General features: G+C 68.5%; 19 protein-coding genes. 13 read left to right on the top strand and 6 right to left on the bottom strand.

All coding sequences use genetic code 11. The annotated features are described in order from the left end of the window. Positions 1 to 95: 95 nt before the first annotated feature. On the top strand, positions 96 to 1,604 hold the full coding sequence (locus ACFRAQ_RS02250) for an alpha/beta fold hydrolase (protein ID WP_379092944.1): 1,509 nt from the start codon (positions 96 to 98) through the stop codon (positions 1,602 to 1,604). Between the two features lie 25 nt (positions 1,605 to 1,629). Here the strand turns inward: ACFRAQ_RS02250 and ACFRAQ_RS02245 are convergent, their stop codons facing one another. Further along, a complete protein-coding gene (locus ACFRAQ_RS02245) occupies positions 1,630 to 2,787 on the bottom strand; it encodes an alpha/beta hydrolase family protein (protein ID WP_379092941.1) in 1,158 nt (385 codons plus the stop codon). 162 nt (positions 2,788 to 2,949) lie between these two features. Here ACFRAQ_RS02245 and ACFRAQ_RS02240 point away from each other — a divergent pair, with 162 nt between their 5' ends. The 3 genes from ACFRAQ_RS02240 (at position 2,950) to ACFRAQ_RS02230 (ending at position 6,738) form a co-directional block, all read left to right on the top strand. After that, positions 2,950 to 3,717 (top strand): SDR family NAD(P)-dependent oxidoreductase, encoded by a 768-nt coding sequence (locus ACFRAQ_RS02240; protein WP_379092938.1) that lies wholly within the window; start codon positions 2,950 to 2,952, stop codon positions 3,715 to 3,717. A gap of 112 nt (positions 3,718 to 3,829) precedes the next feature. Then, entirely contained in the window at positions 3,830 to 5,143 is a 1,314-nt protein-coding gene (locus ACFRAQ_RS02235; protein ID WP_379092935.1) for a serine hydrolase domain-containing protein, read from the top strand. After that, on the top strand, positions 5,122 to 6,738 hold the full coding sequence (locus ACFRAQ_RS02230; RefSeq protein WP_379092932.1) for an FAD-dependent monooxygenase: 1,617 nt from the start codon (positions 5,122 to 5,124) through the stop codon (positions 6,736 to 6,738). Before ACFRAQ_RS02235 ends, ACFRAQ_RS02230 begins: the two co-directional genes overlap by 22 nt. A 136-nt stretch (positions 6,739 to 6,874) precedes the next feature. Here ACFRAQ_RS02230 and ACFRAQ_RS02225 read toward each other — a convergent pair whose 3' ends face one another. Both ACFRAQ_RS02225 and ACFRAQ_RS02220 read right to left on the bottom strand, forming a co-directional pair. Beyond that, positions 6,875 to 8,002, bottom strand: a complete 1,128-nt coding sequence (locus tag ACFRAQ_RS02225; RefSeq protein WP_379092929.1) for a transglycosylase family protein — start codon at positions 8,000 to 8,002, stop codon at positions 6,875 to 6,877. A gap of 249 nt (positions 8,003 to 8,251) precedes the next feature. Further along, entirely contained in the window at positions 8,252 to 9,079 is an 828-nt protein-coding gene (locus tag ACFRAQ_RS02220; RefSeq protein WP_379092926.1) for a TatD family hydrolase, read from the bottom strand. A 54-nt stretch (positions 9,080 to 9,133) separates the two neighbouring features. Between ACFRAQ_RS02220 and metG the strand changes: the two genes are divergently transcribed. Beyond that, entirely contained in the window at positions 9,134 to 10,690 is a 1,557-nt protein-coding gene (metG, locus tag ACFRAQ_RS02215) for a methionine--tRNA ligase (protein ID WP_379092923.1), read from the top strand. A gap of 216 nt (positions 10,691 to 10,906) precedes the next feature. Here the strand turns inward: metG and ACFRAQ_RS02210 are convergent, their stop codons facing one another. Next, positions 10,907 to 12,544: a helix-turn-helix domain-containing protein gene (locus tag ACFRAQ_RS02210; RefSeq protein WP_379092920.1), complete on the bottom strand. Its 1,638-nt coding sequence runs from the start codon at positions 12,542 to 12,544 to the stop codon at positions 10,907 to 10,909. After that, the gene (locus tag ACFRAQ_RS02205) at positions 12,544 to 13,341 is read right to left on the bottom strand and encodes a helix-turn-helix domain-containing protein (RefSeq protein ID WP_379092917.1); all 798 of its coding nucleotides are present in this window, start codon (positions 13,339 to 13,341) and stop codon (positions 12,544 to 12,546) included. Before ACFRAQ_RS02205 ends, ACFRAQ_RS02210 begins: the two co-directional genes overlap by 1 nt. 200 nt (positions 13,342 to 13,541) lie before the next feature. Here ACFRAQ_RS02205 and ACFRAQ_RS02200 point away from each other — a divergent pair, with 200 nt between their 5' ends. The 8 genes from ACFRAQ_RS02200 (at position 13,542) to ACFRAQ_RS02165 (ending at position 23,361) form a co-directional block, all read left to right on the top strand. Continuing rightward, positions 13,542 to 14,213 carry a TetR/AcrR family transcriptional regulator gene (locus ACFRAQ_RS02200; RefSeq protein WP_379092914.1) on the top strand — a complete coding sequence of 224 codons (672 nt, stop codon included), beginning with the start codon at positions 13,542 to 13,544 and terminating at the stop codon, positions 14,211 to 14,213. Between the two features lie 339 nt (positions 14,214 to 14,552). Then, entirely contained in the window at positions 14,553 to 15,605 is a 1,053-nt protein-coding gene (locus tag ACFRAQ_RS02195) for a 3-oxoacyl-ACP synthase III family protein (protein ID WP_379092912.1), read from the top strand. A gap of 9 nt (positions 15,606 to 15,614) precedes the next feature. Beyond that, on the top strand, positions 15,615 to 16,526 hold the full coding sequence (locus tag ACFRAQ_RS02190; protein WP_379092909.1) for a hypothetical protein: 912 nt from the start codon (positions 15,615 to 15,617) through the stop codon (positions 16,524 to 16,526). Next, positions 16,523 to 18,343 (top strand): fatty acid CoA ligase family protein, encoded by a 1,821-nt coding sequence (locus ACFRAQ_RS02185; RefSeq protein WP_379092906.1) that lies wholly within the window; start codon positions 16,523 to 16,525, stop codon positions 18,341 to 18,343. Before ACFRAQ_RS02190 ends, ACFRAQ_RS02185 begins: the two co-directional genes overlap by 4 nt. Further along, a complete protein-coding gene (locus tag ACFRAQ_RS02180; protein ID WP_379092903.1) occupies positions 18,340 to 18,609 on the top strand; it encodes a hypothetical protein in 270 nt (89 codons plus the stop codon). The genes ACFRAQ_RS02185 and ACFRAQ_RS02180 overlap by 4 nt, the downstream gene beginning before the upstream one ends. Before the next feature lie 37 nt (positions 18,610 to 18,646). Further along, positions 18,647 to 19,687 (top strand): NAD-dependent epimerase/dehydratase family protein, encoded by a 1,041-nt coding sequence (locus ACFRAQ_RS02175; RefSeq protein WP_379092900.1) that lies wholly within the window; start codon positions 18,647 to 18,649, stop codon positions 19,685 to 19,687. A 30-nt stretch (positions 19,688 to 19,717) separates the two neighbouring features. After that, positions 19,718 to 20,902: a peptide synthetase gene (locus tag ACFRAQ_RS02170; RefSeq protein WP_379092897.1), complete on the top strand. Its 1,185-nt coding sequence runs from the start codon at positions 19,718 to 19,720 to the stop codon at positions 20,900 to 20,902. A gap of 110 nt (positions 20,903 to 21,012) precedes the next feature. Next, positions 21,013 to 23,361 carry an MMPL family transporter gene (locus ACFRAQ_RS02165; protein WP_379092894.1) on the top strand — a complete coding sequence of 783 codons (2,349 nt, stop codon included), beginning with the start codon at positions 21,013 to 21,015 and terminating at the stop codon, positions 23,359 to 23,361. On the opposite strand, the gene ACFRAQ_RS02160 is transcribed toward ACFRAQ_RS02165, so the two are convergent. Next, entirely contained in the window at positions 23,262 to 24,494 is a 1,233-nt protein-coding gene (locus ACFRAQ_RS02160) for a cytochrome P450 (protein WP_379092891.1), read from the bottom strand. The genes ACFRAQ_RS02165 and ACFRAQ_RS02160 overlap by 100 nt on opposite strands. Positions 24,495 to 24,602: the final 108 nt, after the last annotated feature.

Here is a 24,602-nt window from a genome sequence, read left to right as displayed (position 1 = left end):
GCGCGCGTCGGACCAAAAACCCCATCACTCAGGGCTTTTCGCCCCACGCCCGGGTAGCGTCGCCACCCGGCAACCACGACCTTGGAGGAGAGTGCATGCCCGCTCGGCGGATTCGACGGTTCGTTCTGGGCGCGACGCTGGTGACCGCGGCCGCCACCCTGCCCGCGGGCCCGGTGCACGCGGAAGCGCCCGTCGCGCCGGATCGGTTCACGCATCAGACGCTGAACTGGCAGGCATGCAATGACAAGATCCTGGACAAGGCGGGCGCGCAGTGCGCGGGCGTGGTCGTCCCGCTCGACTACGCCGATCCCGGCGGCCGCACCCTGACCCTGGGCATCTCCCGGGTCCAGGCCACCGATCCGGAGCGCCGTCGCGGCATCCTGCTGACCAATCCGGGTGGTCCGGGCGGCCAGGGCCTGCGCATGCCCGCCAACTACCTGACGAACCTGTCCGACGACGTGCGCGCCCAATACGACATCATCGGCATGGACCCGCGCGGCATCGGCCGGTCCGACAAGGTCAACTGCACGATCCCGATTCCCACCATTCTGTTCTCGGCGGGCTTCGACGTCCTCGGCTTCGCCCGCGACGCCACCGTGGCCGCGGCCATGGCGAGCGCCTGCGTGGCCACCGACCCCGGCAAGATCCGCCACATCACCACTCGCAACACCGCCCGCGACATGGATGTCATCCGGAGCGTGCTGGGCGAGCAGAAGATCAACTTCTTCGGCGCCTCCTACGGCACCTACCTGGGCGCGGTCTACACCCAGCTGTTCGGCGACCGCGTCGACCGGATGGTCCTCGACTCCCCCATCGACCCGGACCGCTACTACATCGGCCTCTACCAGGACATGGGCGCGATCAACGAATGGGCGCTCGACGACTGGGCGACCTGGGCGGCCCGCCACGACGACCTCTACCACTTCGGCACCACCCCCGAGGCGGTGCGCGGCTGGGTCGAGGACCTGATCCGCCGGTCCGCGGGCCACGAGATCTACGGCAGCGGCTTCCTCGTCGACGAGCACACCATCCCGATGATTCTGGTTGCGCTGCTGCCCAATCCGCAGTTCAACCCGAACCTCGCCGAGATCCTCACCATGGTGGCCAGCGGCGTCGCGGGCGGCCCGATCGACATGGACGCCCTCCAGGCCAAGATCTTCTCGGTGGTGCCGCTGGACGCCGCCGCCATGGCCGCCATCATGTGCGGCGACAAGGCCGCGCCGCGCGATCCCGCCTGGTACTACAAGAACGTCGAGGCCACCCGGGCGTCGCAGCCGGTGTTCGGCGCGTTCGCCAACAACATCACCGCCTGCGCCTTCTGGCCGGATCCGGTGGAGCAGCCCACCGAGATCGGCAACGACACCCCGGTGCTGATGCTGGCCAATGTCCACGACACCCGCACCGCCTACTCCGAGGGCCTGGCGCTGCACGCGAAACTCCCGAAGTCGCGACTGATCACCCTGGCGGACACCAGAATTCACGCGTCGTTCCGCGACGATCTGAGCCCGTGCGTGAACGATGCCGTGAACACCTACCTGGCCACCGGCGTCCGCCCGGACGCGGACATCACCTGCGCGCCCGACTACAACTGGTTCCCGAAGTAGCCGGTCCGGGCCGGACCGCCCCGGCTCAGGGCAGGGTGGGGGTGGACAGGATGCGATCGGTGAAGGCGCCGATCGCATCCCACATGGCCGGGTTCAGCTGGGTGTGGCTGCCGGTGCCGACCACGGTGGAGAAGTCGACCCCGTTGGCGGCGAACTGCGCGGCCAGCGCGGCGTGCAGCGGGGAGGGCACGGTGGTGTCGGTCGCGTTGACCAGCAACAGGATCGGCGCGTCGTAGCCGTTGACCGGCACGGTCATGTACTGGTTCATGGCGGTCTGGAACGCGGGATCGTTGAGCGGCCGCGACAGCATGTCGCCGATGCCCATGCCCTCGACCTTCTTCATGATGTCGAGGAAGCACAGACTCTGCGACTCGTCGAGCGCCTGGCGGCCGCGCTCGGTGAGGAAGCTGTCGACGTTCGCCTGCGGGTGGGTGGCGCGCAGGCCGGCCAGCATGCTGACCACGAAACCGTTGACCGCGGTCCCGGCCTGGCCCGGGATCTCCGGCATCCACGGGCCGACGAACGGGGTGATCTTCTCCAGATCCGATTCCGGGTCGACGGTGATGGTGCCGCGGAAGTCCAGATCCGGTGCGGTGGCGGCCTGCAGGTGCGCGGTGCCCAGTGCCGCCTGGCCGCCCTGTGAGAAGCCGGTGACCGCCCAGCTGCGCGACAGCGAGGGATTCAGTGCGCGAGCGGCTTTCAGCAGGTCGATGGTCGAGCCGGCCTCGGTGCTGATCTCGAGGTACGGGTGCGGGCCGGTGTCGAAGCGGCCCAGGCCGAGGTAGTCGGGGGCGACCACGGCGAAGCCCTTGTTCACCAAGTACTGCAGGAACTTGTCCTCGGTGGCCCGGGTGATGTGGGTGGTGTCGGTCTGACCGCCGCAGCCCGGTCCCATGCCGGAGGTGCCGTGGTCGTAGGCCATGATCGGCCAGCCGCCCTCGGGCGCGGGGCCGGGCGGAACGAACAGCGCGCCACTAGCTTTCACCGGTTCGCCGTTGGAGCGGGTGGTCCAGTAGTCGATGAAGGTGCCGTCGGACAGGCCGCGGAAGCCGTCCGACGCGGGCGTGGTGGCGAAGGCGGTGCCGGGATAGGCCTGTGCCGGAGCGCCGGGGATCACCAGCAGGGCGCCGGCGGCCGCGAGAGCCGTCGTGCACACACGAGTACGCCAACCAACCGAACGCATGAATCCTCCATCAGATCCCGACCCTCATTGCCCGAACACATACGGCGAAGGAGTTTATCTACTGGACTGTCGTTCAAATATGTGAACACTCTGGCAAATAGCCGAGGAGTATCCGGCGCACACCCCATTGACGGGCTTTGAAACTTGTTCTAATTTCTCGCCATGTCGAGCAGATACGAAGGTCGTCGAGTCATTGTCACCGGAGCGGGATCGGGCATCGGCCAGGGCGTGGCCCTGCGCCTGCTCGCCGAGGGGGCCCAGCTGGTCGCCGCGGATGTGAACGAGGCCGGACTGGCCGCCACCGTCGACGCCGCCCCCGCCGCGCAGCGCGAACGCCTGCGCACCCTCACCATCGACATCGCGGACCAGGACTCGGTCCGCGCGGTCACCGCCGAGGCCCTCGAATTCCTCGGCGGCCTGGACGTTCTGGTCAATGCCGCGGGCATCCTGCGCGCCGCGCACACCCACGAGATGCCGCTCGAGGACTGGAACAAGGTCATCTCGGTCAATCTGACCGGCACCTTCCTGATGATCCGGTCCGCCCTGCCCGCGCTCATCGAATCCGGCCGCGGCGTGATCGTGAACTTCTCCTCCACCTCGGCGTTCGGGTCCAACCCGTATATGGCGGCGTACTCCGCGTCCAAGGCGGGCGTGAACGCGCTGACCCACTCCATCGCGCTCGAATACGTGAAGAAGGGCCTGCGCGCGGTCAATATCGTGCCCGGCGGCATCAGCTCCGGCATCACCTCCGGTCTGGCGCTGCCCGCCGACGCGGACTGGTCGCTCATGGCGCGGCTGCCCGGCTGGATCGAGGGCGGCGCGCTGGGCAAGCCGGAGGACATCGCGGGCGTGGTCGCCATGGCCGCCTCCGACGACGGCCGCTACATGACCGGCACCGAGCTGCGGGTCGACGGCGGCGCGCTGATGTAGCGGGCCCGATTTCAATCGGGACCAGTCGGTACGGAGTTAGGCTGGCAAGCACTTCCTAGCCACGAACATCGGACCCGGACGGAGAGTCATGGGAAACCGGCGGAGTTTCGGAGTGCTTGTCGCCACCGTGGGATTGACAGCGGCGGTGGGATGCGAGTCCTCGAAGGACTCGGGTGGATCGAAGGAATCCACCAGCGGGTCCCCGGAATCGAATGGATCCAAGGAACCGGCGTACGCCGCGACGCTGCGCCCGCTCATCACGAAACTGATGAAGGACAACGTCATTCCGGGCGCCGTCGTCATGATCACCTCGCCCAAGGAAGGGAACTGGAAGGCCGCCTTCGGGACCGGGACCCTCGGCGAGGACGACCCGATCAGAGTGGACGACCATTTCCGGATCGGCAGCAATACCAAGACCATGACCGTCACGGTCCTCATGCAGCTCGCCCAGGAGGGCAAGCTCTCCCTCGACGATCCGATCGACAAGCACTGGCCGGGAGTGCCCAACGGCGACAAGATCACCCTCGCCCAGCTCGCCGAAATGCGCAGCGGCCTCTACAACTACACCTTCGACCGCGACCTGAGCGTCGAGGTCGACAAGGACCCGCAGAAGGTGTGGACCCCCGAGGAGCTGCTGGCCATCGCCTTCGCGCACCCGGTCCGATTCCCGCCGGGCGAGAAGTTCGAATACAGCAATACCAACACCATCCTGCTCGGTCTGGTCATCGAGAAGGTCGCGAAGATGCCCCTGGCGGATGCCCTACGCCAGCGCATCTTCGAGCCGCTCGGGCTGAAGAACACCTCGTTCCCGGCGGTGACCGACTCCTCGATCCCGGATCCGCACCCGCAGGGCTACACCTTCGGCACCATGGTCTCCACCATCGACACCTACGCCCTGCCCCCGGACCAGCGGGCGGCGGCGCTGGCGGGCACCCTGCAACCGAACAACTCGACCACCTCGAGCCCCTCCTGGGCCTGGGCCGCCGGGGCCGCGATCTCGACGGTGGAGGACATGACCACCTTCACCAAGGCGCTCGTCGAGGGCAAGCTGCTCGACGCCGAGTTCCAGAAGATGCGGATGGACAGCATCCAGCCGATCAACCCGGACCTTCCGGCATTGGCGGGATACGGCCTGGGCCTGGTGCGATTCGGTGAACACCAGTTCGGGCACGACGGCCAGCTCCCGGGCTTCATGAGTTACATGGCGTCGGACCCGGATTCCAAGCTCACCATCGTGGTCGCCACCAACCTGGCGGCGGTGCCCTCGGGCGACGGATCGGCCCTGGTGCTGGTGAAGGCCATGCTGCCGACCTTCTACGGCCCCAACGTCCTGTCCGGAAACGATCCGGCACAACGCGATAGCGGTACCAGCACCACCGCCGCCTCGCCTACCGAGTCGACGCCGTGGACGACGACACCGCGGTAATCATCGCCGGAGCCGGACCCGTCGGCCTGACCGCGGCCATCGAACTGCGCCGCCGGGGCGTACCGTGCCGGATCCTCGACCCGCTGCTCGAACCACCGCAGTACGCGAAGGCCGTCGGCATCCAGCCGCGCGCGCTGGAGGTGTTCGAGCAGATGGGGGTCGTGCGGGAAATCCTCGACGCCGCAATACCGTTGCGCGGGCAACTCGCCTATGTCAACGGCGAACCGGACGGGCGGATGGAGCTGACGCTGCCGCCGGACGTGCCGTTCGGATTCGTCGGGCTGCCGCAGTACGAGACCGAGCGGATCCTGCGGGACCGGCTGACCGGACTCGGCGGCGTCATCGAACGCGGTACGCGGGTAACGGCTTTCGCACGGGACGCCGACGGGGTCACGGTCACCTCGGAGAACGGGAGCGGCGCCGCGACCACGCGCGCGGGGTATCTCGTCGGCTGCGACGGCGCGCACAGCACGGTCCGCAAGGCGCTGGGATTGTCGTTCGAAGGGGCCGCGTTCGCCGAGCAGTACATGCTCGGCGATGTGGAACTCGGCTGGAACATGCCGCGCGGCTACAACATTCGCGCCAGCCACCGGACCGACGGCGTCGTCGACGACGTGCTGGTCTGCATCCCGCTGCCCGGCCTGCACCGGTACCGCATCTCCATGCTGCTGCCCGACGGCCACTCGGGCGAGCAGACCGGCGACAGCGTCGAGCACGGCTTCACCACCGGGTGGACGCCCGAAATCGACGACCTGCAAGCGGTCGTCGACCGGCTCGCCCCCGAACCGGCGCGGGTCTCGCATCTGCGCTGGTCCTCGGTCTTCTGGATCAGCCACCGGATCGTCGACTCCTACGGTCACGGCAGGGTTTTCGTGGCCGGCGACGCCGCCCACATCCATCCGCCCACCGGCGCGCAGGGCATGAACACCGGCATCCAGGACGCGCACAACCTGGCGTGGAAACTGGCGCTGGCCGTCCGCGGCGACGCCTCCCCCGCCCTGCTCGGCTCCTACGACGCCGAACGCCGCCCGGTCGGCGAGGAGGTCGTGGGCCGCACCGTCCGCAGCGCCCGCGAAGGCATCGGCGCGGACTCCACCGACCCCGAATACGTGCTGCGCCGCGAAGCCCAGCTACTCATCGACTACGCGGGCAGCCCGATCGTGGCGGCCTCCCCCGCCGACGAACCCGCCCCGCGCGCCGGGGCCCGCGCTCCCGACGCCCGCGGCCTCACCCGCGCCGCCGTCGCCTTCGACCTCCGGCTGCTCCCCTTGCTGGACGGCACCCGCCACACCCTGCTGTTGCACGCGGACGACACCACCGCCGACTCCGACCTGCGCGCGCTGGAAGAGCTGGCCACCACCGCGATCGCCGCCGCCCGCTGCCACCTGAACGTGTATCTGATCGCCACCCCCGGCGCCGTGGCGGACGCGACGACCCTCCCGCTGATCCGCGACACCGCAGGCGAATTCGCGCGCGCCTACCGGGCGGCGCGGCGCTCGGTCTTCGTCATCCGGCCCGATGGGTACCTGGGCTACGCCCGGCGCGCGGCCGACATCGCGGACCTGATGACCTATCTCGAATCCACTTTCCGCTGACCATGCCGCGGGAGAGATCTTCGGTAACACCCTGATTCGCGGAACCGACATCCCCGGTGAGTGTCCGCTGTCCGCAGTCGCGGGACAGCCGTTCGACCCGATCGATGTGGCTGTCCGGACCGATGAGGGGTCCTGACTAGCTGATTCCCAGCCGCGACGTGCACGCGGGCCACGCACCCCAGCCCTGGCGTGCGCGGGTCACCTCGGCGATGGCGATCTGCTCCTCGCGCGTGGCCATATCGGCGCGAGGCGCGTAACGGGTGCCGCCCTGCCGTTCCCAGGTGCTCTGGTCGAACTGGATGCCGCCGAAATAGCCGTTGCCCGTATTGATCGCCCAGTTGCCGCCGGATTCACAGCTGGCCAGGGCGTCCCAGGTACGGCCGTCCTTGACCTCCGGAACCTCGGTGCCGGGCTTGGCGCCGCGGCGCACGGTCTTGGGTTGCGCGGGGACGATCACGGTGGACTTGATCGGATCCTTGCCCGCCTCTTGGCCGTTCACGATGGAGACCGCGAAAGTCACGTCCTGCGTGCCCGGTACGCCCGCGTTCTCGACGATCGTGCGGCTCATATTGAGCGACTGATCCTCGATGGTGTTCTCCGGCGGATCCAGCGGCACCCGCTCGGTGCGGTTCTGCACGATCTTGCGGGTGACGGTGATCTTCATGCCCTCGGTGAGCGGGGTGTTCGCGGCCGGGACCACGAAATCCTGATTCACCAGCGGGCGGCCCTGCACCTGGAGCAGTTCCCCGACGGTCGGCGCGGCCAGCCGGACCAGGGCGGGGGCGAAACCGTTGTCGCTCAGCTCGACCGTGCGCGGGTTGGTGATCAGCAGCTGCGCGCCCAGCAGCGGCAGCGGCGTCGGGCGCGCGGGCGAGGTGTAGACGTCGCCGGGCAGATTCAGCTTCACCACGGCCTCGGCCACGGTGAGCGCGGTGGTCCACGCCTTGGACGGGGTGCCGTCCACGATCAGCGAGACCTCGCGGGCGCGGTTGAGCGTGATGGTGGAACCGTCGCTGATGCGCGCACCCGCCGACGGGGACACGTCGTCGCGGCCGGAGATGCCGTAGCCGGCGTCCGCCAGCGCGCCGCGCACATCGCCGCGCATGGTGGACTCGACGAAATTCTTGCCGTCGACGACGAAGGTCACCTGTTTCTTGCTCATGATGGCGACGCCCGCACCGACGATGAGCGTGACGAGCATCGCCGCGATCGCCCCGTACAACATCGGGGAACGCGACGAGTTGATCTTCGCCAAAGCGTGCATCGGAAATCCCGGCATGGTCACAATACGATAACGAGGGGGTCAGTGAATCACAACCACTCGCGGTAGTGCTGCGGGAACGAGGGTCACGACCCGGTATCGAACCGCAGGTGAATCACGATCGCGGCAGATCTTAGTGAGCCAAACCACACCAATTCAACTCGTGCCGATGGCAACGCGGGAATCGCGCGAAGACGAAAAAAGGTGCGGTGGCCGCGTTTCCGCGGCCCCGCAGATCCTGTAGACCGGGCGTCAGATCCCGTAGACGCGGCGCGCGTTCGCCGTGGTGATCTTGGCCAGCTGCGCCGGATCCTGCTCCCGCAGCTCCGCCAGCGCGCGCAGCGTGTACGGCAGCATGTAGGACTCGTTCGGCGCGCCCCGGAACGGATGCGGCGTCAGGTACGGCGCGTCGGTTTCCACCAGAATCAGTTCGTCCGGAACCAGTTTCGCGGCCTCCCGCAATTCGTGCGCATTCTTGAAACTGACCGTGCCCGAGAAACTCAGTACGAAGCCCTGTTCCACGCACGCCATCGCCATGTTCGGGTCCGAGGAGAAGCAGTGGAAGATCACCTCGTCCGGCGCACCCTCGTCGATCAGCACGGCCAGCAGGTCGTGATCGGCCTCGCGGTTGTGGATCATGAGCGGCTTGCCCAGCCGTTTGGCCAGGTCGATGTGCCAGCGGAAGCCCTCGACCTGCTCCTCGATATCGGCGCAGCCCTCCAGTTTGCCCGGCCAGTAGTAGTCCAGGCCGGTCTCGCCGACCGCGACCACGCGCGGATCGGCGGCCAACTGCTCCAGCTCGGCCTTGGCGGCGTCGTCGAGGTGGTTGGCGCGGGTCGGATGCAGCGCGACGGCGGCGTACACGCGGTCGTCCCAGTGGGCGGCGCGCACCGCGAAGCGGGCCGCCTCCAGGTCGTCGGCGACCGTCACCAGTTCCCGGACGCCGACCGCCCGGGCCCGGTCCACCAGCGCCGCAACCGATTCCGGATCGGTGGCCCCGCAGGCGTCGATGTGGGTGTGCGCGTCGATCAGCGGTGACAGCGGCTCCGGCGGCTCGGGCGCAGGTCGGCGGCTACTCATGGACGGGGATATTCACGCGAGCGACGTAGGACACGCAGATAGAGTAGACACACCATGAGCGCATCCGATCGCCCCGCCTTTTACGTCACCACGGCCATCGCGTACCCGAACGGCGCACCGCACATCGGGCACGCCTACGAGTACATCTCCTCCGATGCCCTGGCCCGCTTCAAACGGCTGGACGGCTTCGATGTGTTCTACATGACCGGCACCGACGAGCACGGCCAGAAGGTGCAGCAGGCCGCCAAGGCCGCCGGGCTCTCGGAGCAGGAGTACGCCTCGCGCAACTCCGACGTCTTCGAGAACATGGACAAGGCGCTCGACATCTCCTTCGACCGCTTCATCCGCACCACCGACGAGGACCACCTCGCCGCGTCGGTCGCGATCTGGGAGCAGATGGTCGCCGCGGGCGATATCTACCTCGACACCTACGCCGGCTGGTACTCGGTGCGCGACGAGGCGTTCTACACCGAGGAGGAGACCACCGTCCTCGAGGACGGCACCCGCATCTCCACCGACACCAAGACCCCGGTGGAGTGGACCGAGGAGTCGAACTACTTCTTCCGCCTGTCCAAGTACCAGGACAAGCTGCTCGAACTGTACGAGACGCAGCCGGAGTTCATCGCGCCCGCGACGCGGCGCAACGAGATCGTCTCGTATGTGAAGGCCGGTCTGAAGGATCTGTCGATCTCGCGCACCACCTTCGACTGGGGCGTTCCGGTGCCCGGGCACCCCGATCACGTCATGTACGTGTGGGTGGACGCGCTCACCAACTACCTCACCGGCGCGGGCTACCCCGACACCTCCTCGGGCTCGTTCCAGAAGTATTGGCCCGCGGATCTGCACATCATCGGCAAGGACATCTCGCGGTTCCACACCGTGTACTGGCCCGCGTTCCTGATGAGCGCCGGAATCGCGCTGCCGAAGCGGGTTTTCGTGCACGGCTTCGTCAACTACAAGGGCGAGAAGATGTCCAAGTCGGTCGGCAATGTGGTCGACCCGATGGAGCTGGTCGACACCTTCGGCTTGGACGCCGTCCGCTTCTTCCTGCTGCGGGAGATCTCCTACGGCCAGGACGGCTCCTACAGCGAAGAGGCGATCATCGGCCGGATCAACTCCGACCTGGCCAACGAGTACGGCAACCTGGCCCAGCGCTGCCTGAAGATGGTCGGCCGCGACTTCGCCGGTGTGGTCCCCACCCCCGGTGAGTTCACCGAGGACGACAAGGCCCTGCTGGACCGCGCCAACGGCCTGCTCGAGAAGGTCCGCGCCGAATTCGACCAGCAGCAGATCCATCTCGGCCTGGAACAGCTGTGGCTCACCCTCGGCGAGACCAACCGCTACTTCTCCGCCCAGGCCCCCTGGACCCTGGCCAAGGCCGGCACCCCCGAGGACACCGCCCGCGAAGGCACCATCCTCTACGTGACCATGGAAGTCCTGCGCATCGTCTCGATCCTGGTCCAGCCGGTGATCCCCGCGTCGGCAGGCAAGATCCTCGACCTGCTGGCCGCCCCCGACCGCACCTTCGCCGACGTCTCCACCCCGCTGGTCCCGGGCACGGCTCTCCCCGAGCCGGAAGTCGTCTTCCCGAAGTACGCGACCCCCAAGTAATGCGAGATCCGGTGCCGCCCGCCCCCCTTCGGCGGGCGGTCACCGAGTCGTCACACCCGTATCCACCACGGGTGGAGATTCCCCTCCGAACTCCACCAGCACCGGAACGGGAATGCCGCGAGAAAACGCGAAACTGCCCGATCCGAAGCACGGGCTCGGACCGGGCAGCAGCAGTTTGATCTCGCCGAACAAGCATCCGGCCCCGTCGCGGCAGGGTCAACCCGCAGAGGTCGCACGAATTGGGGCACTCACGCTCGGCGCCGGGTCGGCCCGGGGCGTGAGCATGAACAACTGGTACGGGCAGTTGTCGGGATGCCAGGCGTTGTAGGAGCGCATGGTCAGCGCCATCTGCCCGCCGGTCTCCGGGTCCCGCACCAGAACCAGTGAATCGTTGAACTGCTCTTCACTGAGGTCGGTGGTCCAGAATCGCTCGAACTCCGGATTCACCCGGCAGGTTTCCAGAATCTGCGCGAGCCGCTCCGGAGCGACGGTCCCCGGCGCGTTCACCCGCAGGATGAACAGCAGCCGATGCACGATCAGCTCCCAGTTGATCAGCACCTCCCGCGCGATCGGCTCGGTCATCATCTGCTCGATGACATTCGCGGGCCGCTCGGCATCCGCGTGCGTGGGAAGCAGCCACGGAAACGCCTCCCGCGCGGCCTGATTCGCCGCCAAGATCTCGTACTCGGGCGTCCGGTGATAGAACGCCGGAAACGGCAAAGCCTCCAAATGCTCGATATCCTCGGCCCGCAACGCCGGCGGCCACACCCCCGCCTCCACTGCGGAGGCCATCGGCAGCGCCAGCGAAGCCATCTTGCGCAACAACCACGCGGGCGCGTCCATGGCCCGGGACCAGTCCGCCAGCCGCTCCGGCGACATGGGGCGTTCACCGTTCTCGAGCTTGCGATAGAGGGACAGGCTCACGAACATGCGTCGCGCCACGTCGTCCTGGGTCAATCCCAGATGCTCGCGCCGGTAGCGCATGAACATGCCGAGCATGGGCTGCTCCGGCGCGGGCCGACTCTCACCGGACACCATCGGTCCACCTCCTCGGGGCGGGTCAGTCGATCGCGAAAGGGTCGACAGTGGGGGTGCCGGGCGTGCGCGGCGTGAGCATGAACAGCTGGTAGGAGCAGTCCTGAGGGAGGGACGGGTTGTACGAGCGCATGGTGAGGGACATGATCTCGCCGGATTCGGGATGACGGACCTGCACCAGGGAGTCGTTGAACAGTACTCCTCCATGGGGGTGTTCCACATCCGCTCGAACTCCGGGTTCACGCTGCAGGTTTCGATGATCTGCGCGAGCCGCTCCGGGGCGATGATGCCGGGCGAGAGGACACGCAGTCCGAACACCAGCCGATGCGCGATGGTGTCCCAGTTGACCAGCAGTTCCCGCATCTCGGGGACGGTCAGCATCTGCTCGATGACGTTCACCGGACGCTCCGCGCCGGCACCCGCGGGCGCCAGCCACGGAAACGCCGCCGTCGCAGCCTCGTTGGCCGCGAGCACCTCGTATTCCGGGAAGCGGTGGAAGTACGCGGGGTACTGGAGGGCCCGCAGGTGGTCGAGGTCTTCCTGACGCAGTTCGGGCGGCCAGGCCCCGCGGGCGATCGTCATGATCTTCGGAACCGCCAGAGTGACCATCTTCTCGAGCATCCACATCGGCGCTTCGGTGGCGACGCACCAGTCCTCGAGCCGCTCCGGGGTCAGCGCCCGCTCGCCGCTCTCCAGCTTCCGGTAGAGGGAGAGCGAGACGAACATGCGCCGCGCGATCTCCTCCTGGGTGATGCCGAGGGTCTCGCGCCGGTAGCGCAGGTACATCGCGAGCAGCGACGGTTCGGGTTCGATGTCCATCATGCGAGCGCGAAGGGGTCGACGGTGGCGGTGCCGGGGGTTCGCGGCGTGAGGACGAACAGCTGGTAGGAGCAGTCCTGGGGGTGATAGGCGTTGTAGGCGCGCATGGTGAAGTGCCTGATCTCGCCGGCTTCCGGATCGCGGACCAGCATCAGCGAATCGGTGTAGAGGTCCTCGTCCATGGGGGTGTTCCACATGCGCTGGAACTCCGGATCGGCGTGGCAGGTCCGGATGATCTGCGCGAGCCGTTCGGGGGCGACGACGCCGGGCGAGAGGACTCGGAGGGTGAACAGCAGCCGGTGCGCCACGGTGTCCCAGTTGACCAGGGACTCACGCGCTTCGGGCACGGTCATCATCTGTTCGATGACGTTCACCGGGCGCTCGGAACCCTCGGGCGCGGGGGCCAGCCAGGGAAACACGGCGGTCGCCGCCGAATTGGCCGCCAGCACCTCGTATTCGGGGAACCGATGGTAGAAGGCCGGGTAGGGCAGGGCGTGGAGATGATCGAGGTCTTCCCGACGCAGCACCGGCGGCCACACTCCCCGCGCCACCGTCGCGATCTTCGGCATCGTCAGCGAGACCATTTTCTCGAGCATCCAGCTCGGCGCGTCCATGACGGCGCACCAGTCCGAGAGCCGCTCGGCGGTGAGCGCGCGTTCCCCGCTCTCGAGCTTCCGGTACAGCGAGAGGCTGACGAACATGCGCTTGGCGGTTTCCTCCTGGGTGATGCCGAGCGTCTCGCGCCGATACCGCATGTAGATCCCGAGCAAGGGTTGTTCGGGGATCGAGTCGAACACTCCTAGCACCTGTCGTCCACCCTTCCGGAAATCTTCCGTCAGCCTACGGTCCGGTGCAGGTCACAGTGACGCGGGACCCGGTTGAGAGGACAACCGCAGGAGACTGATGGCATGCGATGTCAATACCGGGGTGGGGCGGCTTCGGCGGGGGCTCGATAATGGGGATCTGAAGTGTTGACAGTTCAGTCAGGGAGGTTTGGATGCGGGGTTGGGGTGGGTCGGCCGCGGGGTTGCAGCGCACGGACTTCGATCAGCGGCATCGGGCCGCCCGGGAGGCGGTACTCACCTCGCAGCGGGGGCGGTTGCTGGAGGCGATGGTGGAATGCGTTGAGGGGAAAGGGTATTACGCGGTCACATTGAGCGATATCGTGGCGCGGGCCCGGGTATCGCGCAGTACGTTCTACGAGCACTTCAGCAATAAGGAAGAGTGTTTCGTGGAGGCGGTGCGGACGGCTTCGGACATCATCGCGACTCGGATCGCCGATGAACTGGGGCAGTTGCCGACCGATGCGGGGGCGCACGAGCGGATCGAGTCCATCGTGGTGACATTCTGCGAAACCGTGGCCTCCGAGCCGGATTTCGCGCGGCTGATGCTGGTCGAGGCGTTCAAGGTGGATCAGCAATCGGTGGCGCTGCGGGATCTGTCGGTGGATCGGTTCGCGGATCTGTATCGCGCGTTCTATGCCGAGGCACGGGTGACCGATCCGAGCCTGCCGGTGATCGCGAACGAACTGTTCGCGCTGATCCCGGACGCGATCGGGGAGCGCACGCGGCGGGTCATCGTCGCCGAGGGGGCGCATCGGGTGCCCGAATTGGCGCCGCTGTTCGTGGAATTCGTGAACGCGGTATTGGGGCTGCCCGCACGCGCCTGACGCGTGAACTCACTCACAACAGGGGGCCTCGTCCTGTCATATCCGGACCATGCCGAAGGCGCATGACCGAGGATAGCCGGATGTTCACTTGCATTGCCGGAGAAGGTCAAACCCCCATTTCAGCGCGACCTCGGCGAGGCTGGCTGCGCTGAGGGCTTTTCTGTCACTGCCAGTAACAGTAAGTGACTGTTCACCTTTCGTCTCAGACGGTTACACGGAACGCGACAGTTCCCCAAGCTGGTTACCCTCGGGTAGCCTCAGCGCATCCGAGCTTGACGATCACAGTCGATCACCTTTCCCCCCAACGCTTTTCAGCCTCCCCAGTTTCAGGAGTCCCCTGTGCCGCAATCTCGATTCGAATCGATCGGCGCCTATCTGCCCGAGAACCGGGTCACCACAGCAGAACTCGTCGCGCGATTGAAGGAGGCTCCCGAATTCGATCTCGAACGAATTACGGGAGTCAAGGAACGCCGCTTCCGCGACACGCGCCCGGAGAGCCGCGAGGATTCCTTCGCGCTCGCCATGAAGGCGGTCGAGGACTGCCTGTCCAGGTCGTCGTACGCCGCGGGCGATCTCGACATCATCATCTCCACCTCCATCACCCGCAGCAAGCACGGCACCAAGATGTACATGGAGCCGTCCTTCGCCGGCACGATCGCCCGCGCCATCGGCGCCCGCGAGGATGTCATCGCATTCGATCTCTCGAATGCGTGCGCCGGCATGATGAGTGGCGTCTACATTCTCGACCGCATGATTCGCAGCGGCGCCGTGAAACGCGGCATCGTGGTCAGCGGTGAGGCCATCACACCGATCGCGGAAACCGCGGTCAATGAAATCTCCAGCAAATACGATCTGCAATTCGCCTCGCTCACCGTCGGCGATTCCGGCGCGTGCGTGGTGCTGGACGAAGCCGTCGACGACAACGACGTGATCCACTACATCGAACTCACCACCGCGTCGGAGTTCTCCCACCTCTGTCTGGGAATGCCGAGCGACAAGTCCAACGGCGTCGCGCTGTACACCGACAACCGGAAGATGCACAACGAGGCCCGGTTCCTGCTGTGGACCGACACCCAGCGCAATTTCATGGAGGCGCAGGGCTTCACCTTCGCCGACGAGGGCTTCGACTACATCGTCCACCACCAGTTCGGCGCGGCCGCGATCCCGTTCATGAACGCCATCGCCGAACGCGAATTCGGCCACCCCATGCCGCCGGACCTGAATGTCATCGAGAAGTACGGAAACACTTCCAGCACTTCCCATTTCATCGTGCTGCACGATCAGCTGAGCCAGCAGAACCTGGCCGCCGGATCGAAGATCCTGATGATTCCCGCGGCGTCGGGCGTCGTCGGCGGATTCCTGTCCACCACCATCTCGTCGCTGAAGGTCTGAGGTACCGCCATGGGTGTGCGCATCAAATCCACCGGAATCGCCCGGGACACCGACACTTTCAGCATCGTGGAGCTCAGCGGCCGGGCCGCGCGCCGGGCGATGGAGAGCGCCGGGGTGGAGCCCGGACAGGTCGGGGTCATGATCAACGCGGGCATCTTCCGCGACAGCAATACCGTCGAGCCCGCCGTCTCGGCGTTGATCCAGAAGGCCGCGGGCATCGGCCTCGACTACGTGAAGGAGGACCCGCGGTCCTTCTCCTTCGACCTGATGAACGCCGGCACCAGCGTGCTCAATGCCGTGCAGGTGGCCCAGGCGGTGCTGGCGACCGGCAGCGCCGAGCACGTGCTGATCGTCTCCGGTGACACCCACCCGTCGATGACCCGCGCGGCCGCAGACGACGAATTCCCCTACGCCACCGCCGGCGCCGCGCTCCTGCTGGAGCAGACCGGCGAGCCCGAGGGCTTCGGCCACGTGCACACCCGGGCCGCCGCGGGCACCCCCGGCCTGGAGTCGTACGTGGACACCGAGACCATGGGCGACCGCGGCCGCGGCCTGATGACGGTGGACCGTGAGCCGGACTACCTGGACCGGCTGCTCACGGTCGCCGCCGACGCCGCCCGCGCCGCCCTCGCGGGCGGTGACGTGGAGGAGACCACCACCGCCCTGATCGCCGCCACCCCGAGCGGCGACTTCCCGGCCCGCCTGGCCGAGGAGCTGGGCATCGCCCCGGACGCGGTGTTCCTCCCGGACCTGTCCCAGGGCGACCCGCACACCGCGTCGCTGTCGCTGGCGTATCACGCTGCCGCCCAGGCGGAATCGCTGACCGGGTACCGCGATGTGCTGTTCGTGGCGGCGGGCGCGGGCCCGTCGGCGGCCGCCGTCGTGTACCGCCTACCCGCCGTGGTCGGGGCCGCGGCGTGACCACCGCGACCTATTGGCAGGCCATCGACCGCTTCCGTGCGGTGGTGGCCGCCGATCCGGACCGTGAGGCGGTGATCTACCCCGCGGGGAAGACCGCCTCCGGCCTGCCGGACTACCGCCACCTCACCTACCGTGAGCTCGACGAGTGGTCCGACACCATCGGCCTGCACCTGGCCGCCGCCGGGGTGGGCCGCGGCACCCGCACCATCGTGCTGGTGCTGCCCAGCCCGGAGCTGTACGCGATCATGCTGGGGCTGTTGAAGATCGGCGCCATCCCGGTCGTGATCGATCCGGGCATGGGTGTGCGCAAGATGCTCAACTGCCTGCGCGCGGCGAACGCGGAGGCGTTCATCGGCATCCCGCAGGCGCACGCGGCGCGGGTGCTGTTCGCCAAGTACTTCCGCAATGTGCGGGTGACGCTGACCGTGGGCCCGCGCTGGTTCTGGGGCGGGCCGACCCTGCGCAGCTGGGACGCCCCGGTGACGGCGAGCCGGTTCGGCACCCGTTTCCGCGGCGACGCCGCCGGTCCGGTCGGCGCGAAAGTGGCTGCGCGACTGGAGGAACTGCTCGCCTCCGTCGCCGACTCACGGCGGCCGTCCGGTGAGCACCGCGCCCCGTTCGACGCCTTCACCCTGCGTGAGCGGGTGCCCGCGCCCGCCGACGAGGTGCTGCTCATCGCCTACACGACCGGCTCGACCGGCCCCGCCAAGGCGGTGGAGATGACGCACGGCAATCTCAGCGCCATGGTCGAGCAGGTGCACGCCGCCCGCGGCCGGGTGGAGCCGGGCACCTCGCTGATCACGCTGCCGCTGGTCGGCATTCTCGACATGCTCCTCGGATCCCGGTGTGTGCTGCCGCCATTGGTGCCCAGCAAGGTCGGTTCCACCGATCCCGCGCACGTGGTGGACGCGATCAACCGGTTCGGGGTGAAGACCATGTTCGCCTCCCCCGCCGTGCTGATCCCGCTGCTGCGGCACCTGGAGACCCACCGGACGCCGGTGCCGACGCTGCACAGCATCTTCTCCGGCGGCGCGCCCGTCCCGGACACCTGCATCGCCGGGCTGCGCCGGGTGCTGCCCGCGGACGCGGAGGTGTACGCCGGGTACGGCTCCACCGAGGCGCTGCCCATGTCCACCATCGAATCCCGCGAGCTGCTGGCCGGTCCGGCCGATCGCGCCCGCCTCGGCGAGGGCACCTGTGTGGGCCGTCCCGCCGAAGGCGTGCGCGCGCGGCTGGTCGCCATCACCGACGACCCGATCCCGACCTGGGCGCACGCGCAGGCCCGCGAGACCGAGCTGGCCGCCACCCGCGGCATCGGCGAACTGGTGGTGGCCGGGCCGAACGTGAGCACCCGCTACTACTGGCCGGAGTCGGCGAACGCGGCGGGCAAGATCCAGGACGGCGAGACGGTGTGGCATCGCACCGGCGACCTGGCCCGCATCGACGGCGAGGGCCGGATCTGGTTCTGCGGACGCAAGAGTCAGCGGCTGCAGACCGCCGCGGGACCCATGTTCTCGGTGCAGGTGGAGCAGGTCTTCAACGCCGTGCCCGGCGTGGCCCGGACCGCGCTGGTCGGCGTGGGCGAGCGGGGCGCGCAGCGGCCGGTGCTGTGCGTCGAGACCGAACCGGGCGCGGATCCCGCGGCCGTGACGGCCGGGCTGCGCGCGCGGGCGGCCGAATTCACGGTCACCGCAGCGGTTTCCACGTTCCTGTTCCACCCGAAGTTCCCGGTCGATATCCGACACAATGCCAAGATCGGCCGCGAGCAGCTCACGGTCTGGGCGGCGGAGCGGCTCGGAAAGGACGAACGACGATGAAGGTGCTGGTACTACGGGCGATTCCGGTGCTGGGCTGGCTGTATCTCGCCGTGGGCGTGCTGCTCGCGGCGGGGGATCGCGCCCCGGAGAACCGGCTGCTGCGCGCGGTGTTCTGGATCGACGCGTTCCTGAGCGTCGTGGTGCACGCGGCCCAGATCCCGGCCGCCCTGCGCGCCACCGCGGACAGCGGGCACTCGCCGGTCAAGACGGCGGCCATGACACAGATCTTCGGGATCACCTGGTGGAAGACGCAGGAGGCCGCATGACCACGCAGCGCTCCCGGGCACGCGGAAAGGACAGGGCGTGAAGGCATTGGTGACGGGCGCTTCCGGATTCCTGGGCGGGGCGCTGGTGCGCCGCCTGGTCCGCGACGGCGACTACGAGGTGGCCATTCTGGCCCGGCCGACCAGCAACCTGCGCGATCTGTCGGAGGTGCTGGATCGGGTGGAGGTCGTCACCGGCGACCTCACCGATCAGGGGTCCCTGGACCGCGCCACCAAGGGCGTGGACGTGGTCTTCCACAGCGCCGCACGGGTGGACGATCGCGGCACGCGCGACCAGTTCGTCGCCGAGAACGTCACGGCCACCGAGAATCTGCTGCGGGCGGCGAAGCGCAATGGCGCTGCGCGGTTCGTGTTCGTGTCCAGCCCGAGCGCGCTCATGGACCGCGACGGCGGCGATCAGGTCGATATCGACGAATCGGTGCCGTACCCGAGCCGCTACCTGAACCACTACTCCGAGACCAAGGCCGCGGCCGAACGCCTGGTCCTGGCCTCGAATACGGACGGGTTCACCACGTGTGCGCTGCGGCCGCGCGCCATCTGGGGCGCGGGCGACCGGTCCGGGCCGATCGTGCGGCTGCTGGGCCGGGCGGGCGAAGGGTCGCTGCCGGACCTGTCCTACGGCAGGCAGGTGTACGCCTCGCTGTGCCACGTGGACAATATCGCCGAGGCCTGCGTGCTGGCCGCGCGCAGCGAGAACGCCGGCGGCAAGGCGTATTTCGTCGCCGACGCCGAACGCACCGACGTGTGGGGCTTCCTCGGCGAGGTGGCCACCGGTCTCGGCTACCCGAAGCCGACCCGGCAGCCGAATCCGAAGGTCCTCGCCGCGATCGTGGCCACCATCGAAACCGTCTGGCGCATACCGTTCGTCGCCACCCGATGGTCGCCGCCGCTGTCCCGGTACGTGGTCGCGCTGATGACCCGCACCGCGACCTACGACACCTCCGCCGCCGCCCGCGATCTCGGCTACCGGCCGATCGTGGACCGCGAGACCGGCCTGGCCGGTTTCCTGACCTGGCTCGAAAGCCAGGGCGGCGCGGTGGCATTGAACGCGCAGATCTAACGCATCGAGACGATCCAGGCAGGTAGACCCATGTTCCGCCGTCCCATCTCCCCCACCGAACTCATCTACTTCCCGATGCGGGATCTGGCTCCGCCGTTCCTCATGCAACTGGTGGTGGAGGGCACGGGCAGCATCGACCCGGAGACGCTGCGGCGCGCGGTCGCCACCGCCGCCGCCGCGAACCCGGGCGCGCGCCTGGTGCGCGACGGCCGCCACTGGGTGGACAGCGGACGCGCACCCGGCGTGCGCGTGGTCGAGCACACGCTGCGCTACCCCGCGCTGGAAGCGGATCCGGTGCTGACCAGCCCGATCGGGCCGACCCCGGACGCCACGGTGGAGGTGCTGCTGCTCACCGGCACGACCACCGCCCTGGTCTTCCGGGTGTTCCACGGCGTCATGGACGGCATGGGCATGGTCATGTGGACCACCGACGTGCTGCGGGCGCTGCGCGGCGAGGAGCCGGTGGGCGCGGCCGACCCGATCGCCGACGCCGAACTGGTGAAGCGGATCGGCGCGCCCGGGCGGCCCACCCTCATGCTGCCGCGCTTCCGATCGGCGACCGGACACGGCCGCCAGGAGCGTGGCGAGCACCGGCATCTGTTGCGCACCAGGACCATTCACGCGACCGGGCCGGGCACACTGATGCGGGTGGCGGCCATGTTGGCCGATGAGGGCGGGCCCGTCTCGCGGATCATGATCCCCGTCGACATCCGACGCCACGACCCGGAGCTGCGGTCGACCGCGAATCTCGCGCTGCCGCTGTTCCTGGACGCGCGGCCGGGCATGGACTGGCGGCAGCTCAACGAGATCAAGCGCGCGGGGCTCGCGGAGAACCGCGAACTGAACCAGATGGACAACGGCGGGCTGAAGTACCTGCCGCAGGCCGCCGGACGCGGACTACTGCGCGTACTCAACGCCCTGGGCTCGCGGACGGGCCTGAACCTGGCCTCCGCCACCGTCTCCCACATGGGCCGCTACGACCTCGACGCCCTCGCCGTCCCCGGTTTCGCACCCACCGCCATCAAGGTGATGCCGCAGCACAGCGTCGCCATGCCACTGCTCATCGGCATGACCGAATGCGGCGGCCGCACCGAGCTCACCGTCTCCGCGCGCAGCGGCCGCGGCGTGCCCGAACGCCTGGACGCACTACTGGACCGCATCGTCCGGACGCTGGAAAGCGAACTCGCCCAGCAACCTTCGACCGCTCACAACTAGGGACCGAGCCCACCGGGGTGTAGCGGCGACGCCGCCGAGCGAGTCCGGCCTGGCCACAGTGCCCCGCCCGCCGCGCTCACCCGCTCGCGCACAACAGGATCGGAGTGCCCATGACCACCACCGGCAATTCCACCGAGGCCACCGGAGCTGGGATCGAGGGCGACTCGCCCGGCGCCACCGGCGGGCCCGCCCAGCCGACCGACTACTCGGCCACAACCGAATCCGGGGCGGCCGGCGGACAATCGCGCGGTGGCGCGGCATCCGGTGATCACGCGGCGGTCGGCGGTCTCGTCGCCGCGTGGGCGCGCGTGGTGGTCGCCCGGCCGAAGACCGTGCTGGTGGTGGCGGTGTTGTTCGCACTGGCCTGCGGGGTGTTCGCGACCGGACTGCAGCAGCGGGTGAGTTCGGCGGGATTCGTGGTGCCGCGCAGTGAATCCACGGAGGTGGACGCCTGGGTCACCGAGCGGCTCGGGCCGCAGAATCCGGATGTCATCGCCGTGTACACCGCGCCCGAAGGGCAGTCGCTGGCGGATATCGGGCCACGGGTGACAGCGGCCATCGCGTCCATCGACCCGGCGCTGTTGCGGCGGCCCGTCGAAAGCTATTGGAGCAGTGCGCGATCGCAGTATCTGCGGTCGGCCGACGGGCGGCAGGCGGTCGCCGTGGTGTTCTCGGCGGGCGACGACAACCAGCGGGTGGCCGAGTATCCGAGAATCGCTGCCGCGCTGCGGGTCGACGGGCTCGACACCAAGCTGACCGGGTACAGCGCGCTCGCCGACACGATCAGCACGCAATCACGGGACGATCTGGTACTGGCCGAATCCATTTCGATCCCCTTGACGGCGTTGGTGCTGGTTCTGGTGTTCGGCGGTGTGGTGGCCGCCGCGCTGCCGGTGGCGATCGGCACCCTGGCGGTGATCGGGGCGCTGGGCGCGGTCGGGCTGATCGCGAGGCTCACCGAGGTCAGCGTGTTCGCCATGAACGTGGTGTCGCTGCTGGGGCTCGGATTGGCCATCGATTACGGGCTTTTCATCGTCGGACGGTTCCGGGAGGAACTCGCGCGCGGAACCGGCGTGGAGGCGGCGGTGACCCGCACGCTGGGCACGGCCGGGCGCACGGTGCTGTTCTCGGCGCTACTGCTCATGTGCGCGTTCGCGGGGACGTTCGTGTTCCCGCTGGCGGTGCTGCGTTCGCTCGGGATCGGGGCGATCGCGGCGGTGGGGCTGGCCGCCGCGCTGTCGGTGACCGCGCTGCCCGCCATCCTGGCGCTGCTCGGTCCGCGGATCGGCAAGTGGAGCTGGCGCGCGGACGCCTTCGATCGTTCCGAGGCTCGGGCGCAACGGTTCTGGGGTGGCGTCGTCACCGCGGTCATGCGGCGGCCGGGCGTGATCGCCCTCGCCGTCGGCGCGATCCTGCTGGTGCTGGCCGCGCCGCTGACCGGTGTCCGGCTCGGCGACATCGACCACACCGCCCTGCCCGCGGGCAATGAAACCCGGGTCGCCGTCGAGGAACTGACGGCGCACTTCCCCGCCGCCAATAGCGGGGCCACCATCCTGGTCCGCGAAACCGGCGGCGGCACACCGACTCAGGCCGTGGTCAGCCGCGCGCTGCGGGAGATCGGCGGCGTCCCCGGAGTCCGGCAGGCGCTGGCCCTCGATACCCGCGACGACACTGTCATCGTGCACGCCGCGCTCGCCGCCCCGGACCGCTCACCGCGCGCCCAGGGCATCGTGCGCGACCTGCGGGACCTGCATCCGGACGGACTCGAGCTGCGGGTCGGCGGCGAAAGCGCCACCACCGTCGACAGCATCGCGGCGGTACTCGATCGGCTCCCGCTCATGATCGCGGTCATGGTGGCCGTCACGCTGCTCATGCTGGCGGTGGCGTTCCGCTCGATCGTGTTGCCGCTCAAGGCCGTCCTCATGGCCTTCCTCAGCCTGGCCGCCACCTTCGGCGTGCTCACCTGGATCTTCGATCAGGGGCATCTGGCGGGTGCGCTGCACGTCAGCGTCGGCCCGCTGTCCGCGGGGATGATGGTCCTCATCATCGCGGTCGTGTTCGGGCTCTCCACCGACTACGAGGTGTTCCTGCTGTCGCGCATGGTGGAAGCGCACGACGCGGGCGCGGACACCGAGACCTCGGTGCGCGTCGGAACCGTGCGGACCGCGCGCGTGATCACCGCCGCTGCGACGCTGCTCGTGCTCATCACCGGCGCGTTCACGCTGTCGCCGCTCACGCCCATGCGGTTTCTCGGCCTGGGCATGGTGATCGCGCTGATCATCGACGCCACCCTGGTCCGCATGCTGCTGGTCCCGGCGCTGGTGAAACTGATGGGGCCCGCCAACTGGTGGACCCCGGGTCAGGGACGGAGGCGGACCGGCAGCGCGGTGAGTCCCCGCACGATCAGCGACTTGCGCCAGGACAATTCGGTGTCGGTCGCGAGCACCAGGTCCGGGTAGGCCGCGAGCAGGCGGGTCAGCGCGACCCCACCCTCCATGCGCGCCAGCGGAGCGCCGACGCACCGGTGGACGCCGTAGCCGAAGGCGAGATGATTCTTGTCGGCGCGGTCCAGGTCCACCCGGTGCGGGTCGTCGAAGCGCGACGGGTCGCGGTCGGCGGCGGCCATCGACACCAGAACCCGCTGACCCGCGGGGATTTCGATGCCGCCGACGGTGACCGGGGCGGTCGTGTAGCGGAAGGTGCCCTCGCCGGCCGGGGACTCGAAGCGCAGGGCTTCCTCCACGAAATCCGCCATCCGGCCCGGGTCCGCGGCGAGAGCGGCCCGGACTCCGTTGTCGGTCAACAGGATCGCGACGGCATTGGAGATCAGGTTCACGGTGGTCTCGAAACCCGCGATCAGCAGCAGGAACACCATGCTGATCAGCTCGCGGTGGGAGAGCCGGTCGCCGTCCTCACTGGCCGAGATCAGTTCGGACAGCAGGTCATCGGCGGGCGCTTCCTGCTTGGCGCGGATCAATCCGTCGATATAGCCGAGGAATTGGCTGACGGCGGCGCCACGGGCCTCGGGGGTCTCGTCATTGGAGACCAGGGTCGTGGACCAGGCGCGGAAGCTGTCGCGGTCCTCGTTGGGCACGCCCAGCAGTTCGCAGATCACCAGCATGGGCAGCGGGAACGCGTAGCGGTCCAGCAGATCCTGCTCGGTCGCGGCGTCCTCGGCCAGCCCGGCCAGCAGACCGTCGGCCAATTCGGTGATGCGCGGGGCCAGTTCGCGCACCGCGCGACCACTGAACGCGCGATTCACCAGGGCCCGCAGCCGGGTGTGCTCCGGCGGGTCGTAGAACAGCATCATGTCGCCGAACATGGCCGCGCCGCCGGCATCACCACCGAGCGCGGCCTGCGCGCCCGGCGATTTGAGAGCCTTGCTGACGGCGGGATCCAGGAAGACGGCCTTCGCCGCTTCGTAATCGGTGACCAGCCAACCGGTCCCGCCGTCCGGGAAGCGCACGAAATGCGCCGCGCCGCGCGCCCGCAACAGGTCGTACGCGTCGTGCGGCCGCTGATAGAAATCGTCGCTCAACTCGAACGGTTCCAGCACCAATTCACTTGCCGGAGCGGCCGTCTCATGCACCATGAACGGGGACTGTAACAGCGGCCCGCCGGGCCGGGCGCGGCATCGGCGCACCCCTTCCAGTGGGCACACTGGCCAGACAATCGCGGGCCGAACACCGACCCGCACAGT

It is taken from the genome of Nocardia sp. NPDC056611 (assembly GCF_042792755.1).
In the GTDB taxonomy this organism is placed as follows: domain Bacteria; phylum Actinomycetota; class Actinomycetes; order Mycobacteriales; family Mycobacteriaceae; genus Nocardia.
Note: the sequence above shows the minus strand (reverse complement) of the source record. Positions and strands in the feature narration are given on the sequence as shown.

What these genes read in the sequence shown, in the direction of transcription:
- ACFRAQ_RS02250 (WP_379092944.1), top strand. Translation starts at nt 96, where the DNA reads ATGCCCGCTCGGCGGATTCGACGGTTCGTTCTGGGCGCGACGCTGGTG.
- ACFRAQ_RS02180 (WP_379092903.1), top strand. Translation starts at nt 18,340, where the DNA reads ATGAAGGTGCTGGTACTACGGGCGATTCCGGTGCTGGGCTGGCTGTAT.
- ACFRAQ_RS02210 (WP_379092920.1), bottom strand. Translation starts at nt 12,544, where the DNA reads ATGGACATCGAACCCGAACCGTCGCTGCTCGCGATGTACCTGCGCTAC.
- ACFRAQ_RS02220 (WP_379092926.1), bottom strand. Translation starts at nt 9,079, where the DNA reads ATGAGTAGCCGCCGACCTGCGCCCGAGCCGCCGGAGCCGCTGTCACCG.
- ACFRAQ_RS02245 (WP_379092941.1), bottom strand. Translation starts at nt 2,787, where the DNA reads ATGCGTTCGGTTGGTTGGCGTACTCGTGTGTGCACGACGGCTCTCGCG.
- ACFRAQ_RS02170 (WP_379092897.1), top strand. Translation starts at nt 19,718, where the DNA reads ATGTTCCGCCGTCCCATCTCCCCCACCGAACTCATCTACTTCCCGATG.
- ACFRAQ_RS02240 (WP_379092938.1), top strand. Translation starts at nt 2,950, where the DNA reads ATGTCGAGCAGATACGAAGGTCGTCGAGTCATTGTCACCGGAGCGGGA.
- ACFRAQ_RS02165 (WP_379092894.1), top strand. Translation starts at nt 21,013, where the DNA reads ATGACCACCACCGGCAATTCCACCGAGGCCACCGGAGCTGGGATCGAG.
- ACFRAQ_RS02160 (WP_379092891.1), bottom strand. Translation starts at nt 24,494, where the DNA reads ATGGTGCATGAGACGGCCGCTCCGGCAAGTGAATTGGTGCTGGAACCG.
- ACFRAQ_RS02225 (WP_379092929.1), bottom strand. Translation starts at nt 8,002, where the DNA reads ATGCACGCTTTGGCGAAGATCAACTCGTCGCGTTCCCCGATGTTGTAC.
- ACFRAQ_RS02190 (WP_379092909.1), top strand. Translation starts at nt 15,615, where the DNA reads ATGGGTGTGCGCATCAAATCCACCGGAATCGCCCGGGACACCGACACT.
- metG (WP_379092923.1), top strand. Translation starts at nt 9,134, where the DNA reads ATGAGCGCATCCGATCGCCCCGCCTTTTACGTCACCACGGCCATCGCG.
- ACFRAQ_RS02200 (WP_379092914.1), top strand. Translation starts at nt 13,542, where the DNA reads ATGCGGGGTTGGGGTGGGTCGGCCGCGGGGTTGCAGCGCACGGACTTC.